Here is a 15,023-nt window from a genome sequence, read left to right on the forward strand (position 1 = left end):
AGCGCGTCGGCCTGAGAGAATTCACCTGTGTGTGAGTCGCTATGGACATGCGGCAGGTCGCCCTGCAAAGTGGATACATGCCACACGATCACGACCACCCGCACAGTCTTTTGCCCTCCGACCCCGCGTTGCGCGTCAAGGCGCTGGAAACTCTGTTGACCAAAAAGGGGTTGCTCGATCCCGCCGCTCTCGATGAGATTATCGATACCTACGAAAACAAAATCGGCCCAAAGAACGGCGCGCATGTGGTTGCCAAGGCGTGGGCTGACCCCGTTTTCCGCCAAAAGCTGCTGCAGGACCCAACTGATACCGTATCGGCACTGGGCTACTACGGTCGGCAGGGCGAGCATATCGTCGTAGTGGAGAACACGCCGCAGGTACACAATATGGTCGTATGCACCCTGTGCAGCTGTTACCCTTGGACGTTGCTGGGCATACCGCCGGGATGGTACAAATCCGATGCTTATCGGGCCCGCGCTGTGCGCGAACCGCGCAAGGTTTTGGCCGATTTCGGCGTCACATTACCAAAGGGGACTGCGGTGCGCGTGTGGGACAGCACGGCAGAGGTGCGTTACCTTGTTCTTCCCATGAGGCCCGAAGGTAGTGACGATATGGACGAGGCGGCGCTGATGCAGTTGGTCACACGTGACAGCATGATCGGCACCGGTCTGGCGCGGCAGCCATGACGCGCCCGCATGATATGGGAGGCCGTTTCGGTGACGGTCCTATCGATCCGGAACCGGAAGACGTAAAATTCCACGCCGGCTGGCACAAACGCGCTCTGGCCATGACTCTCGCCGCAAATGCATGCGGCAAGTGGAACCTCGATATGAGCCGCCATGCGCGGGAAAGTCTGGCGCCAATGGATTATGCCCGGTTTTCCTATTACGAGAAATGGCTCGCTGCGCTGGCTGATCTACTGGTTCACACTGATGTCGTCAGCCGCAAAGAGCTGGGCGGAGGCGAAGCGCACCCCAGCCCGCTTGCCAATCGAACCCTGCGCGCGTCCGCCGTGGAACGGACACTGTCTGCAGGCGCACCCGCTGACAGACCCGGCACGGTTGCACAGGCATTTTCGGTTGGGGACGCGGTTGTCACACGTCGCCATGCAGAAAATCAATATGTCGAGGGTGGCCATACCCGGCTGCCCCGATACGCAGCCGGCGCAACAGGGCGCATCGTAATGTGCCATGGCAGCCATGTGCTGCCGGACAGTAATGCCCACAGGCTGGGGGAACGCCCAGAGCCGCTTTATGCCGTTGCTTTCCCAGCAGCAGAGCTTTGGCGACATCCTGAACACCCAAATGACGAGGTTGTTCTTGATCTTTGGCAAAGTTATCTCGGTCCGGCATGACGCAGCAGCCGGAGCCCGCCTTTGCAGAGCCTTGGCATGCGCAGGTTTTTGCATTGACCGTACATCTGAACGAAGCCGGCCATTTCAGCTGGGCGTCATGGGCCGAAGCCTTTGGTGCAACACTGCAGTGCCACGGGCTGACGCGCGACCTTGATGGCGGCGATGATTACTTCCGCGCTTGGCTCGAGACGCTCGAGCACTTGCTGGCGCAGCGCGATCTGGCAGATCCTGCAGAACTTGCGCGCCTCCGTCAGGCATGGGAGGCCGCTTATCTGGCTACACCGCACGGCGCGCCGGTTCGCTTGCCCGACTAGGGGCTAGTCGTCCACATCATCCATGTCGGCTTGGCCGGACAAGGCACGCCGCACGTGACTCCAGCTCAGGCCAACGCCCAGAACAAACGATAGCGCGCCCAACCCCAACCAGACTTTCAGCGCCGAACTTTCCAGCGATACGATGCCAAGGTCCGACAGCACCCAAACCATTGCACCTACAATGGCCAGCACAAGGGCCATGCCCACCGGTCCGATCGACCGCAATGTGGCACGCAGATAGATAATATAACCGACCGCCAGCAGCAGCCCCACAAGCACGGCTACAGAAAGGTTCTTCGCACCATACTCCTGCACCCAGCTCAGATAATTGTAAGGCGTGGGGTTAAAGGTCACTGCAAGCAACAAAAAAGCGCCCAGCCAGCGCGAAAGAAGTCCCATCGAAAATTCCGGTATTGATCGTTTCTTTGATCCAGAAATATCCCCGCCGAAGGTACAAAGTCCATGGTGCTTGCAGTAGGTCACTGCACAGCGCCTGAAACTTTGCTGTTTCACCCGCAGCGCGCTGTCGCTATACGGGCGCGGGTTTTATGCGCAAGTAAAAGGATTGCACATGGCAAACGTCGTCGTTGTCGGCGCCCAATGGGGTGACGAAGGAAAAGGCAAGATCGTGGATTGGCTCAGCGAACGGGCTGATGTGATCGCGCGCTTTCAAGGAGGACACAATGCGGGTCATACGTTGGTGATCGACGGCGCAGTCTTCAAACTGAATGCTCTGCCATCCGGTGTGGTACGCGGCGGCAAGCTCAGCGTGATTGGCAACGGGGTGGTGTTAGACCCGTGGCACCTGCTCAAAGAGATTGACACGATCCGCGCCCAAGGCGTGGACATTTCCCCCAAGACACTGATGATCGCAGAAAATACACCCTTGATCCTGCCTATTCACGGCGAGCTGGACCGCGCGCGCGAAGAAGCAGCCAGCAAGGGTACCAAGATCGGTACCACAGGGCGCGGTATCGGTCCGGCCTACGAGGACAAGGTTGGCCGGCGGTCAGTACGGGTTGCGGACCTTGCGGATCCGGCGACGCTTGAGGCACGGGTGGATCGCGCACTGCAGCACCATGACCCATTGAGGCGCGGACTGGGCATTGAGCCTGTTGACCGTGATGCGCTGCTCGCCCAATTGCGAGAGATTGCGCCCGGTATCCTCGAATACGCGGCTCCCGTCTGGAAAGTGCTCAACGAAAAGCGCAAATCGGGCAAGCGTATCCTCTTTGAAGGGGCGCAAGGCGCACTGCTGGATATCGATTTTGGTACCTACCCGTTTGTGACCTCCTCGAATGTGATCGCCGGTCAGGCAGCGACCGGCGTCGGGATCGGCCCCGGCTCAATCGACTATGTGCTTGGAATCGTCAAAGCCTACACGACGCGCGTCGGCGAAGGCCCGTTTCCGACTGAATTGGACGACGCGGATGGCCAGCGTTTGGGCGAACGCGGTCACGAATTTGGTACGGTCACCGGGCGCAAGCGGCGCTGCGGGTGGTTTGACGCGGTTTTGGTGCGTCAAACCTGCGCGACGTCAGGGGTCAATGGCATTGCGCTGACCAAGCTTGATGTGCTCGATGGTTTCGAGACGCTGAAAATCTGCGTTGGATACGATTTGGATGGCACGCGCGTGGATTACCTGCCCACGGCCGCGGATCATCAGGCCCGTTGCACGCCGATCTACGAAGAGATGCCCGGCTGGTCCGAATCCACCGAAGGCGCGCGTAGCTGGGCCGATTTGCCCGCTAATGCCATCAAATATGTCCGCCGCGTCGAAGAGTTGATTGATTGTCCGGTCGCCCTACTATCCACGTCTCCCGAGCGCGAAGACACGGTTCTTGTCACAGACCCGTTCGCGGATTGAGACAGGCGAGGACAGGATGGCACTGAGTTACAAGGCACGCAGGCGGTGGTCTCTGATCATCCTGTTGATCGGCTTGCCGATATATATCATCGCGGCCGTGACCATCATGAACTGGCTGGAACGTCCCTCGATCTTTGTAGAATTGCTGGTTTACATCGCATTGGGCATTGTCTGGGCAATTCCGCTCAAGGCAATTTTCAAAGGGGTCGGTCAAGCCGACCCTGATGATCCAGATCCGCCAGCGGAAGACTAAACGACAAACGTAAAAGCGGCCAGACCATTGATCTGACCGCTTTTACAACGTTACGTGTTTTCAACTTAGCCTGCGGCGCGGTGATCGGGCTTGTACCCGATCGCATCCGACGCAACGAAACGGCCGCCTGCGATTTTTTCGATTTTTCCCGTGCGCAGCAGTTGCCCGAAAGAACGCAGCCCGTCCTCGCGAGTGAACTCTCCGACATCGGCTTGACGCACACGTGTCATGAGTTGCGGACGCGAAAACTCGTCCTGCCCTTCTACGAAGCACAGATAGGATGCTGCCGCTTCAAGTAACTCCGGCAGGGTTGTTGCGCCGCGCTCTTCCGCATAAGCAGCAAACCCGCTTTCCTCCGGCATCTCCGCTTCTTCGATCTCAGGGGCCGCTACACGGCGGGGGGCAACGCTGGTATCTTTTGCGGGGTTTGCCTCATCGATGCGCTGCTCCGCCACCAGTTTCAACGGGGCAGGGCGCGTGTCCGGACGGCTGTGTTGCGGTGACTCGTGCGTTTCGGGACGGCGTGGCTTGACCACTTCTGCCAAATCGCTGCGATAGGCTTCTTCCTGTTCCTCAGCTTCCTGAGCTTCAGCATCCATTGAGCGATCCGCAAAGCGGGCCGCCACGGCTGCGCGCAGGTGGGCAAATGCGCTTCGCCGCGTACGGCCTTCGGGTTCTTCCATCTGCTGGTCCGCTTCGGCCATCAGGCGCGAGACATCTTCGCCTGCGTTCTCTCCAATCTCGGGGAGGGCATCGCGGGCAGCGGATGAGGAAGCATTGGTGATGTCCTCTGCATCTTCGTCTTCCGGCACCGCCGTGTCCTGAACGATCTCGGCTGCGGCATCCATGTCTTCCAGTTCACCTGACGCCAACGCTTCTTCAAAGGCATCGCGCGGCGTGGTCATCATACGACCCGCAACCGCTGCGGCCGGAGTCTGATCCTCAGCGCCATCCTCGCTGTCAGTCGTTTCCGCGTCAATCGCCACGGCGTCCGCTGTTTGGGGGTCGGCGTCGTCAAAGATATTCATCGCGTCTTCGCTGACAGCCGCATCTACGACAGCAGTTTTGCTTTGCCCGATCTGAGCGCTGTCCATGGCGTCAGGTGCGATATCCTCGACACCACCGGAGGCCTCGATTTCATCGAGAATGGCGTCCAGATCGTCACCCTCTTCTTCAGTGATTTCCATTTGCGCGGTGGCGTCCGCGTCAAATGCGTCTTCAATGTCTGCTGCAACGGCGGCAATTTCAGCGTCTGTATCAAGATGCTGTACCACGTCAGCCGCCTGATCTGTGTCAGCGTCATCTTCCGTCGCCATTTCTGGCATCCCAGCGGGTTCTGAACCCTCTGCCGAAGTAGGGTCAGCCGTTTCTGCAAAACCAGAGATCGCCTCGCTTTCCTCGTCGTCATAGGCTTGCGGCTCGATTGTCTTGTCCTGCTTGGTCACCACGGCACGAATGCGCGCGAGCTTGTCGGCAAAGCTTTCGGTCGTGAAACCGGCTTGCGGCGCATCGCCTTCGTCAAGGATCAGATCGTCACGTGCAGGCAGATTTGCCTCATCGGGCACTGTTTCGTCGATCAGATCGGCAACATCATGAGCCTCGTCATCCGCGACATCGGCTGCCGCCAAGGCGTCAGAGTCAACGGTTGCGTCCGCGTCAGATGCCGGCTCTGCGGCGGATATGTATCCGGTAAAAGCCTCGACCGAAATCGTATCCTCCGTTTCCGGTTCAAGCCCGTCGTTGACAACGCTGCCTGCGAAAAAAGCGGCGGCAGCATCCATATCTGCGGGTGTGGTTTCGATCTCTTCTGCGAAATTTTCTGTCTCTTCGCTCGGCGTGTCACCGTCCAATGTTGCCAGATCTTCAAGATCTTCAGCCGATGGCGCATCTTCGTATGCGCCAAGATCATCCACGGGGTCGGCTTCGGCCTGCATCTCGGTGTCAGGTTCAGACAGGGGGGCAACGGGTGCTTCGTAAACCGGTGCGGCCTCAGCAACTGGTGCTATTGGGGCCTCAACGATTTCAACGTCGGCTGGGGGTTCCGGTGTGTCGGTGTAGGGGGCAGAAAAGGCCTGCGTCTCTTCTTCGGTATCCTCTGCCACATCAGGCTGTGCTGCGGCTGCGGCGACTACAGCGGCTGCAGCGGCGGTTGCAGGGGCCACGTCTTCAACAGGCGCAGGCTCTGGTTCGACCTCTGCTGTTTCTTCGTGCGCCTTAAGCATGATGCGGCCTTCATGCTCGCGTGCTTCGACACGACGCGACACCTCGCGCTCAGCAATGCGGGCAAGCATTTCGGCATCCGGTTGCGGGGGCTCTGCGCCGAAGTAGCGATCATCCGCGGCAAGGTCGCGAAAATACTCCGCGATCGCCTTCATCGTGTCGAAAGAGTCGTCAAACCCTTCAAGCGTGCAGGAAAAAGTCCCATAGGACACGGTTAAAATTTTGTTGCTACTCATCATCGGATGCTCGTCCTCTGCCTTTTTGTAACAAACTGACTAACATTTTAGCCAAGTCCAAAGCTGTTCGAATCTGTGAATTTAATCGTATCATTTCATGGCAAGAATGTGGTCGCATCCGTATTCGCGCATTAACTATATATCCCTATGGGCCTTAAAGACGCGTGAACAATAAGATTATCCACTCGACGCAACCAATTACTTTGGTTGGCGGAGGCGTCGTAAATGCCCAAGATATTGCCCTCGCGCTGACGCTGGCACCCACCTGCGTGGCCGCTGACGGCGGCGCAGATGCAGCGCTGACAGCGGGCATTGTTCCCGATGCGGTCATCGGAGACCTAGACAGTATCTCGGATCGCGCACGGGCGCAAATTCCCGAGGCTGCGGTGCATCATATCGCCGAGCAGGACAGCACGGATTTTGACAAGGTGGTGCGCAGTGTGAATGCACCGGTGGCGGTGGCAGTTGGGTTCACCGGCGGGCGTATGGACCATGCGCTATCGGTATTGCACACCTTGTTTGCACGGCCAGATCGCAGGATTGTCGTGCTCGGGGAGGAGGATGTGGTGTTTCTGTGCCCGCGCCGTATCACTTTGCCAACGCAGCCAGAAGACCGTGTTTCTCTTTTTCCGCTGTCGCAAGTGACTGGCCGGTCGGACGGTCTGTTTTGGCCGATTGAGGGCCTGCGCTTTGGCCCTGGTGTGCTTTCGGGAACATCCAACAAGGCGACGGGGCCCGTGACGTTGGAAATGGACGCCCCGGGTATGCTGTGCCTCTTGCCGAGGCGGTTTATTCAGCCGGTTGTACAGGCGTTGCTTGCGTTGCCAGAGCCTTCGCAGTGGCCCGCTCTCTCAGAACCACGTAAAGACCCGCAAAAACCGTAATGACAATACCCACCGCGGCGACGGGGTCGGGCAGGTCGCCGAAAACGATAAAGCCGAGCACGGTAGCAAAAGGAATTTCGAGGTATTGCATTGGCGCCAGCGTGGCTGACGGCGCATACCTGAGGGACCATGTCATCAGTAAGTGCGCGATGGTGCCCAACAGCCCGATGCTGACCAGCAGGCTCCAGTCAAAATTGCTGACTGCCACCAGTTGAAGCTGCCCATAGCTGCTGCCTTGGGCCAACCAGAACACCGGCAACATGATGAAAACCGCCATCACTCCGCTGACAGCCTGCAAGCTGATCGGGTCTGTTTGTTTGGCAATCTGGCGTGTGACCAGCATGAAAAGAGCAAAGTTCACTGCAACACCGACCGGCAACAGCGCGGGCCATCCCACTTCGCTGAAGCTGGGTTGAACAACCAGCAAAGTCCCTACGAAGCCCACGGAGCAAGCGGCAATGCGCCTGCCGCCAACTTCTTCTTGCAGCGCAAACCGCCCTAAAAGCAACATGATAAAGGGCATCACAAATGCGATTGCGATGGCATCGGCCAGTGGCAGAAACTTGAGAGCGGTTACCATCGTGCCAATTCCGGCAATGTGCAAAATGGTTCGCACAAAGGTCAGAACAGTGACTTTGCGGCTCATCCGCCAGACCCGTCCGGTCGCGTAAACCAGAGGGATCAGGATTAGCGCCTGAATGCCGAAGCGCACCAGAACAAGCTGGCCAACAGGGACCGTCTGACCCAATATTTTTGCGATCGCATCGCCGACGGGGGCGAGGATACAAAAGCCGAGCATCAGCACGATACCCAAGAGGGGCCTGTCGAGTGTCATTTCGCGAGATTATGGTGGCGCGTCGAGAGATGCAAGCAAAGGTTGTGTCCCTCGCCAGACTTTCGTGCGCCGGTCAATCGCGCTCAGCAGTTGGGGACGTTAACGGCAAGCCCGCCGAGGGATGTTTCTTTGTATTTTTCGGACATGTCCTCACCGGTCTGCCGCATGGTTTCGACGCAGGCGTCAAGCGAGACCAGATGGGTGCCGTCACCGCGCAGTGCCAGCGATGCTGCTGACACAGCTTTAATGGCGCCAAGACCGTTGCGTTCTATACAGGGCACTTGCACCAATCCCTTGACCGGATCGCATGTCATCCCGAGGTGATGCTCCAGCGCGATTTCTGCTGCGTTTTCCACTTGCGCCGGCGTGCCGCCCATGACCGCACATAACCCTGCCGCAGACATTGCCGCAGCCGAGCCGACTTCTGCCTGGCACCCTGCTTCGGCGCCTGAAATGGATGCATTGAACTTGACCAGTCCACCTATGGCAGCGGCGGTGAGCAAAAAATCTTCGACGTGCGCTTCCGACGCGCCTGGGACATGATCCAGATAATACCGAAGCGTCGCAGGCAGTACGCCCGCTGCACCGTTTGTGGGGGCAGTGACCACCTGACCGCCCGCCGCATTTTCTTCGTTAACGGCCATCGCGTAGACGCTCATCCAATCGTTAATGGTATGCGGTGCGGTAAGATTCATCCCGCGCTCAGACATCAGCGCGTCGTAAATGCCCTTGGCGCGACGCCGCACGTGAAGACCGCCAGGCAAAATCCCATCGTTGGTCAATCCGCGATCTATGCAGTCGTTCATCACCTGCCAGAGCCGTTTTGTGCCTGAGCGCAGATTCTCTACACCACCAACAGCTGCCTCGTTTGCCCGTTTCATTTCTGCAATGCTTTTGCCAGAAGCTGTGGACATCTCGAGCATTTGAGCTGCAGATTTGAAAGGAAAGGGAATAGGCGGATGGGATTCATCTGTAGCTTTTCCCGCAGCGAGTTCGGCCTCGGTCAATACGAACCCGCCGCCGATAGAGTAGTATACTTCTCGCAATGAAACGTCGCCCTGTGCATCGGTGGCACGCAGGATCATCCCGTTGGCATGGCCGGACAGGGGGGTGTCATAATCAAAATTCAGATCGCGTTCCGGGTCAAAGCGCAGCGCCGGCAGACCCTCAGGCCGGATCATTTTTTCCGAACGTATCTGGGCTAGGACGCCATCCGCTTTTTCTGCGTCATATGTGTCTGGCACAAATCCGGCCAGACCGAGAATGGTCGCCCGATCGGTTGCGTGGCCGACACCGGTAAAGGCAAGGCTTCCGTGCAGGGAAGCGCGTAATCCATGAAATTCGAACGGCGAGGCGCGCATGGCATCCAGAAAGCGCGCGGCAGCCACCATTGGCCCCATTGTGTGTGATGAAGACGGGCCAATCCCCACTTTGAACATTTCGAATACTGAAAGGAACATTATATGGCACTTCCTTCTGGCGGATCAGGCGGTTGGGGCGCTGTAAACGGGTTAGACCCAAGGCCCTCGGCGGCAGCGGCGCGCTTGGCGGATGTACGCGTCTCTACCCTTTGCGCGGCATCGTACAACGCCGGAAACCGTGTCAGATCGATCCAGCTTTTGTCGCGCGTGGCGGGATAAAGTTGCATCCAGCGCATCATGGGGGCGAGATACAAGATCAGCGCGAGATGCGGTTCTGCCTCTGGCCAGCGGTCGTCCAGCGTGGACAGGTGCCGCAATACGCTTTGCTGGGTCTTGGCGACCAGCAGGGTTTGCGCCTCAGCATCAGGACCGATGTATTTTTCCGTATAAAACAGTATGCGAAGTGCGGGGTGCAGCGTGTTGGACAAAAAGAACAGCCACTTGAGAAAATCGCCGCGCGCAGCATCCGTCGGCGCGGGGCCAAGCCCATCTGTGCGCTCGGTCAGCCACAAAAGCACTGCGGCCGTCTCAAAGATGGCCCCGTCCGGTGTTTGAAGGACGGGGATCAAGCCGTTGGGGTTGAGGCGCAGATAAGCCGGGTCGCGTTGCTCTGACCGCCGTCGGTCAACCAGCACGCTTTGATACGGCACCTCCGTTTCCTCAAGTGCCAAACGCACGACCAGTGAGGCGTTATCGGGTGCGTAGTGCAGAATGAGAGGTGCCGTAGTCATTTCGGTCAGGTAGCACCTTTCGCGGTGGATCAACGCCGCAAAAACGACATGGGGCAGCAAAAACGGCCATCTGACCTTGGTGGGGAAAAATTCGCCTAAATCGAAATCGGCACTCGCCCCCGCAGCGCGGGTTTCCTATAACGCCTGTGCAACCAGCAGCAGGAGCTTAAGATGCCGACTGAACTTTCCCCGATCGACAAAGCCAAATTCGTTTGCGCCAAACGCGCGGCTCAGTTTGTCGAATCCGGGATGAAAGTCGGCTTGGGAACCGGGTCGACCGCCGCGTGGCTGGTGCGGTGCCTCGGCGAGATGGTGCGCGAGGACGGATTGCGCATCAAGGGCGTTCCGACATCGACACGCACAGCAGAGCTTGCGCGTCAGGTAGGTATTGAGGTCGTCTCGCTGGACGAGGCCAAGTGGCTCGACCTGACCATCGACGGCGCCGACGAATTCGACGCAGAGTTCAACCTCATCAAAGGTGGTGGTGGCGCGCTTTTGCAGGAAAAGATCGTGGCGACTGCCTCGGATCGAATGGTGGTCATAGCCGATATCGGCAAGGAGGTCGAAACGCTGGGCAAGTTTCCACTCCCGATCGAAGTGATTCCGTTTGGGTGGCAAACGACGCAAGCGCTGGTCGAAGAGACATTGGTATCAATGGATGTATTGGGGCGCGACAGCACGCTTCGCATGAACGGGGACGTTCCCTTTGTTACAGATGAAGGCAATCACATTCTCGATCTGCATCTCAAACGGATCGGCAACGCGCGGCAACTTGCGCTGATCCTCAACCAAATGCCGGGCGTTGTGGAAAATGGCCTGTTTGTGGATATTTGCGATGCGGTCGTTCTGGGTTTCGGCGATGGCAAGGTCGAAGTGCGCGACATCGACGATGGCACAATCGCCTCAGAGCATATTGACCTGCTTGAAACCGGTAACCTTTTTGGCGACCTGACGGACTAACCGCGAGGCAACGCACACAGTTGCGTGAACGGTGACCAGACCCCTAAGGATTTGCCCGCTCGATACTTATGTTGGCTGATCCAAAAGACTTGAACGACTTGTGAAAGGACCGCGCCATGAGCAACTTCGACTATGATCTTTTTGTCATCGGTGGCGGCTCCGGCGGGGTGCGCGCCGCGCGTGTGGCTGCGGGTGAGGCAGGGGCCAAGGTCGCGCTGGCGGAAATGGACCGCTACGGCGGTACATGTGTGATCCGCGGCTGTGTTCCAAAGAAACTCATGGTGTTTGCGTCTGAATACGCAGGCCTTCACGAAGAAGCGGGCGCATACGGCTGGGAGATGACGCAAGGCGGCTTCGACTGGACATCGTTTCGCGGGAAACTGCACAACGAACTCGACCGCCTAGAAGAGATTTACCGAAACCTTCTCAAGAACTCGGGTGTGGACAGTTTTGATGCCCGTGCAAGTGTTACTGGCCCACACGAAGTAACGCTGTCGACGGGAGAAACCAAGAGCGCCAAACACATCCTTGTCGCAACAGGTGGGCATCCGGTGCGGCCTGATTTGCCAAATGCCGATCTTGGCATCGTTTCCGACGACATCTTTCATCTCGAAAAGCTCCCCAAATCGATATTGATTGTTGGCGGCGGGTATATCGCATGCGAGTTTGCCGGGATTTTGAATGGGCTTGGCGTTGAGGTGACGCAGTATTACCGCGGTGCTCAAATTCTACGCGGCTTTGATGACGAGGCGCGCGGTCTGGTTGCCGAACAGATGCGGGCCCGCGGAATCGATTTGCATTTGGGGGCCAACATCATGGAGATGGCGCCGGCGGGGGACGATCACTCCTTCAGTTCGGCTGGCACCGCGTCCGATGCGGCGATGGGCGCAACCGCAACGCAGGCGCAAGAAATGGCATCGCAGGGTCAGAACGAAAACGCGCGCCAAGGTCCGGTTTGGGTAAAATCAACGCACGGAGTGGAAAAGGTGTTTGACGCCGTTCTTTTCGCCACCGGGCGAGACCCGAACACCGCCGACCTCGGCCTCGAAGAATTAGGCGTCAAACTTGGGCGGCGTGGTGAAGTTCGGGTTGACGAATTCAGCCAGACAGCCGTGCCCTCAATCTACGCAATCGGCGATGTAACCGACCGGGTCAACTTGACACCGGTTGCGATCCGCGAAGGCATGGCCTTTGTCGAAACGGTTTTCAAAGGCAACCCGACCGCGGTAGATCACGACCTGATACCAAGTGCTGTTTTCACTCAACCAGAGCTTGGAACAGTCGGGATGAGTGAAGAGGCCGCGCGCGAGCAGGAGCCGGTAGAAATTTTTTGTACGTCATTCCGACCAATGCAAACGGCATTTGCCAACAAAGACGACCGTGTGCTGATGAAACTTGTCGTCTCGAAGGAAACGCGCAAAGTGCTGGGGTGCCATATTGTAGCACCGGCAGCCGGTGAAATGATCCAGATGGCCGGAATAGCGATCAAAATGGGCGCCACAAAGGAAGATTTCGATCGAACGGTTGCGGTACACCCCACAATGTCCGAAGAAATCGTGACCATGCGAACGCCAATGCGCACGGCTTGAATTCCGCGCAAGGCAGCGTACCTATTGCATGACGAATCGTGAAAAGACACGACAACAAAAGGGAAAGATTTTAATGGCTGGCAACAATGGCGGCCCCTGGGGGGGCGGCGGTGGAAATTCGGGTGGCGGCGACAGGCCCAATGGCGGCTCTGGCGGTGGTAACCGTGGCTCTGGTGGCGGAGGTCCACGCGGTCCGGGTGGTGAAGGCCCGCAAATCCCCGAAATCGACGAGCTGGTCAAAAAGGGTCAAGAACGACTGCGCGTGCTCATGGGCGGTAAAGGCGGCGGTGGCACAGGTGGCGGTCGCGGCGACGGCGGCGGTGGTCCTGCGTTCACGCGCGGAACGATCGGCTTGGTTGTCTTGGGCGCAGTAGGTGCATGGCTCATGGCCAGCCTTTATACGGTAGCACCCGAAGAACAGTCAGTAGAGCTGTTCCTTGGCGAATATTCCGCAACCGGCAATCCCGGCCTCAACTTTGCGCCTTGGCCACTGGTGACGGCAGAAGTGCTGCCAGTGACCCGCGAACAAACCGAAGACATCGGCGCGCGTGTTGACAGTGGTCTGATGCTGACCACGGACGAAAACATCATTGATATCGACTTTCAGGTTGTCTGGAACATCAATGATCCGGCGAAGTACCTCTTCAATCTCGCCGAGCCGCAAGAGACGATCATTGCCGTATCTGAATCGGCGATGCGTGAAGTGATCGCGCGTTCCGAACTGGCGCCGATCCTCAACCGTGATCGTCAGGTGATCGCGGATGAAGCCGAGCAACTGATCCAGACAACGCTGGATGCATATGAAAGTGGCGTGAACATTATCCGTCTCAACCTCGACAAGGCAGACCCGCCGCGCGAAGTAATCGACAGCTTCCGCGAAGTGCAGGCAGCGGAGCAGGAACGCGACCGCCTCGAGCGTCAGGCTGACGCCTACGCGAACCGGGTAACAGCGGGCGCACGCGGTGAAGCCGCGAGTAAGCTCGAAGAGGCCGAAGGCTACCGTGCTCAGGTTGTGAACGAAGCAGAGGGTGAAGCGAGCCGTTTTTCATCTGTTCTTGAGGAATACGCAAAAGCGCCGGAGGTCACCCGCAAGCGTCTGTATATTGAGACAATGGAGCGTGTCTTGGGCGACGTGGACAAAATTATTCTGGAAAATAACCCCGGCAGTGGTAACGGTCAGGGGGTTGTCCCCTACCTGCCGCTCAACGAGTTGCGCCGGACCGGAGGAACAAACTGATGAAAGCTGGTAATTTTCTTATCCCAATTGCGGTTGTGTTCGCGGTTGGTGTTCTCAGCTCCGTCTTTATCGTTGATGAACGCGAAAAGGCGCTAGTTCTGCAGTTTGGTCAGATCAAACGCGTAGAAGAAGAGCCCGGGCTGGCCTTCAAGATCCCTTTCATCCAGGAAGTGGTCAAATACGACGCCCGTATTCTGGCGCTCGACACTGATGTTACCGAGGTAACACCATCGGATGACCGACGCTTGGTTGTAGATGCCTTTGCGCGCTATCGTATCTCTGACGTGGTGCAATTCCGTCAGGCGGTTGGTGTTGGCGGTCTTCGCGCCGCTGAAGATCGTTTGGAAGGCATCCTGAACCCGACCATCCGCGCGGTACTCGGTTCTGACGGTGTGACGTCGAACACTATTTTGTCGGCGGATCGCGCCTCGTTGATGTCACGGATCACCACACAAGCCCGAGAGCGTGCGCGCCCCTTGGGGATTGAAGTGGTTGACGTGCGTCTGAAACAGACAAACCTGCCGGATCAAAACCTTGATGCGACCTTTGCGAGGATGCGCGCCGAACGTGAACGCGAAGCGGCGGACGAGATCGCACGGGGTGAGGAAGCAGCCCAGCGGGTACGCGCCCTTGCAGATCGGACAGTTATCGAGGTGACTTCTGATGCGACCCGCGAAGCGGAGATTATCCGAGGTCAGGCTGACGCCGAGCGCAACGCGATTTTTGCCGATGCGTTTGGTGCTGACCCGGAGTTCTTTGAGTTTTACCGGTCTCTTACGGCCTATGAACGTGCGCTGCGCGGCGAGAACTCCACCATGGTCCTGTCACCGGACAGCGAGTTTTTTAACTATCTGCGCAGTGATCAAGGTGCCCGGTCTGCCGAAGGCGAAAGCCGGTGAGCATTCTGCTGCTGGCCCTCGGGTTGGTGTTGATTATCGAGGGGCTGGCGTATGCGCTGGCCCCTTCGCTTATCGAGCGTATGCTGGAGATGCTCCGCTCATTGCCAGAGACAGCGGTTCGTCAAGTCGGGTGGCTTGTTGTGGTTTCAGGTGTGTTTCTCGTCTGGCTGGCGTGGCAAATTGGTGGTTTTTGAGTTAAATCGTGTCAAAGGACATAGAATTA

16 protein-coding genes are annotated in these 15,023 nt (G+C 57.9%); 11 read left to right on the plus strand and 5 right to left on the minus strand.

The annotated features are described in order from the left end of the window. Nucleotides 1-77 precede the first annotated feature (77 nt). From nthA to AC2D8V_RS05495, 3 genes are read left to right on the plus strand one after another with little or no spacing between them, the layout of a single operon-like run. Nucleotides 78-686 (plus strand): nitrile hydratase subunit alpha, encoded by a 609-nt coding sequence (nthA, locus tag AC2D8V_RS05485; RefSeq protein WP_484732502.1) that lies wholly within the window; start codon nucleotides 78-80, stop codon nucleotides 684-686. Further along, the gene (gene nthB, locus AC2D8V_RS05490) at nucleotides 683-1,354 is read left to right on the plus strand and encodes a nitrile hydratase subunit beta (protein ID WP_484732503.1); all 672 of its coding nucleotides are present in this window, start codon (nucleotides 683-685) and stop codon (nucleotides 1,352-1,354) included. Before nthA ends, nthB begins: the two co-directional genes overlap by 4 nt. Beyond that, entirely contained in the window at nucleotides 1,351-1,668 is a 318-nt protein-coding gene (locus tag AC2D8V_RS05495; RefSeq protein WP_484732504.1) for a nitrile hydratase accessory protein, read from the plus strand. The genes nthB and AC2D8V_RS05495 overlap by 4 nt, the downstream gene beginning before the upstream one ends. A 3-nt stretch (nucleotides 1,669-1,671) precedes the next feature. Here AC2D8V_RS05495 and AC2D8V_RS05500 read toward each other — a convergent pair whose 3' ends face one another. Beyond that, the gene (locus AC2D8V_RS05500) at nucleotides 1,672-2,067 is read right to left on the minus strand and encodes a DUF6524 family protein (RefSeq protein WP_484732505.1); all 396 of its coding nucleotides are present in this window, start codon (nucleotides 2,065-2,067) and stop codon (nucleotides 1,672-1,674) included. 172 nt (nucleotides 2,068-2,239) lie between these two features. On the opposite strand from AC2D8V_RS05500, the gene AC2D8V_RS05505 reads away from it, so the two are divergent. Further along, on the plus strand, nucleotides 2,240-3,535 hold the full coding sequence (locus tag AC2D8V_RS05505; protein WP_484732506.1) for an adenylosuccinate synthase: 1,296 nt from the start codon (nucleotides 2,240-2,242) through the stop codon (nucleotides 3,533-3,535). Between the two features lie 16 nt (nucleotides 3,536-3,551). Continuing rightward, nucleotides 3,552-3,788, plus strand: coding sequence for a DUF2842 domain-containing protein (locus tag AC2D8V_RS05510; protein ID WP_484732507.1), 237 nt, complete (start codon nucleotides 3,552-3,554; stop codon nucleotides 3,786-3,788). 65 nt (nucleotides 3,789-3,853) lie between these two features. Here the strand turns inward: AC2D8V_RS05510 and AC2D8V_RS05515 are convergent, their stop codons facing one another. Beyond that, complete coding sequence (locus tag AC2D8V_RS05515; RefSeq protein WP_484732508.1) at nucleotides 3,854-6,247, minus strand: hypothetical protein; 2,394 nt, start codon at nucleotides 6,245-6,247, stop codon at nucleotides 3,854-3,856. 161 nt (nucleotides 6,248-6,408) lie between these two features. Here AC2D8V_RS05515 and AC2D8V_RS05520 point away from each other — a divergent pair, with 161 nt between their 5' ends. Further along, on the plus strand, nucleotides 6,409-7,128 hold the full coding sequence (locus AC2D8V_RS05520; protein ID WP_484732509.1) for a thiamine diphosphokinase: 720 nt from the start codon (nucleotides 6,409-6,411) through the stop codon (nucleotides 7,126-7,128). Here AC2D8V_RS05520 and AC2D8V_RS05525 read toward each other — a convergent pair. The 3 genes from AC2D8V_RS05525 to AC2D8V_RS05535 form a co-directional block, all read right to left on the minus strand. Beyond that, nucleotides 7,034-7,963 (minus strand): DMT family transporter, encoded by a 930-nt coding sequence (locus AC2D8V_RS05525; RefSeq protein ID WP_484732510.1) that lies wholly within the window; start codon nucleotides 7,961-7,963, stop codon nucleotides 7,034-7,036. The genes AC2D8V_RS05520 and AC2D8V_RS05525 overlap by 95 nt on opposite strands. Nucleotides 7,964-8,046: 83 nt before the next feature. Continuing rightward, the gene (locus tag AC2D8V_RS05530) at nucleotides 8,047-9,423 is read right to left on the minus strand and encodes an L-serine ammonia-lyase (RefSeq protein ID WP_484732511.1); all 1,377 of its coding nucleotides are present in this window, start codon (nucleotides 9,421-9,423) and stop codon (nucleotides 8,047-8,049) included. Beyond that, on the minus strand, nucleotides 9,423-10,115 hold the full coding sequence (locus AC2D8V_RS05535; protein WP_484732512.1) for a glutathione S-transferase family protein: 693 nt from the start codon (nucleotides 10,113-10,115) through the stop codon (nucleotides 9,423-9,425). Before AC2D8V_RS05535 ends, AC2D8V_RS05530 begins: the two co-directional genes overlap by 1 nt. 171 nt (nucleotides 10,116-10,286) lie before the next feature. Between AC2D8V_RS05535 and rpiA the strand changes: the two genes are divergently transcribed. The 5 genes from rpiA to AC2D8V_RS05560 all read left to right on the plus strand — a co-directional run bounded on the left by rpiA (nucleotide 10,287) and on the right by AC2D8V_RS05560 (nucleotide 14,994). Continuing rightward, nucleotides 10,287-11,075, plus strand: coding sequence for a ribose-5-phosphate isomerase RpiA (gene rpiA / locus AC2D8V_RS05540; RefSeq protein WP_484732513.1), 789 nt, complete (start codon nucleotides 10,287-10,289; stop codon nucleotides 11,073-11,075). Between the two features lie 116 nt (nucleotides 11,076-11,191). Further along, on the plus strand, nucleotides 11,192-12,664 hold the full coding sequence (locus tag AC2D8V_RS05545; protein WP_484732514.1) for an FAD-dependent oxidoreductase: 1,473 nt from the start codon (nucleotides 11,192-11,194) through the stop codon (nucleotides 12,662-12,664). 73 nt (nucleotides 12,665-12,737) lie between these two features. Continuing rightward, nucleotides 12,738-13,901 carry an FtsH protease activity modulator HflK gene (hflK, locus tag AC2D8V_RS05550; protein WP_484732515.1) on the plus strand — a complete coding sequence of 388 codons (1,164 nt, stop codon included), beginning with the start codon at nucleotides 12,738-12,740 and terminating at the stop codon, nucleotides 13,899-13,901. Then, entirely contained in the window at nucleotides 13,901-14,800 is a 900-nt protein-coding gene (gene hflC, locus AC2D8V_RS05555; protein ID WP_484732516.1) for a protease modulator HflC, read from the plus strand. Before hflK ends, hflC begins: the two co-directional genes overlap by 1 nt. Continuing rightward, complete coding sequence (locus AC2D8V_RS05560) at nucleotides 14,797-14,994, plus strand: DUF2065 domain-containing protein (RefSeq protein WP_484732517.1); 198 nt, start codon at nucleotides 14,797-14,799, stop codon at nucleotides 14,992-14,994. The genes hflC and AC2D8V_RS05560 overlap by 4 nt, the downstream gene beginning before the upstream one ends. Nucleotides 14,995-15,023 lie beyond the last annotated feature (29 nt).

The organism is Roseobacter sp. YIN89 (genome assembly GCF_057219365.1).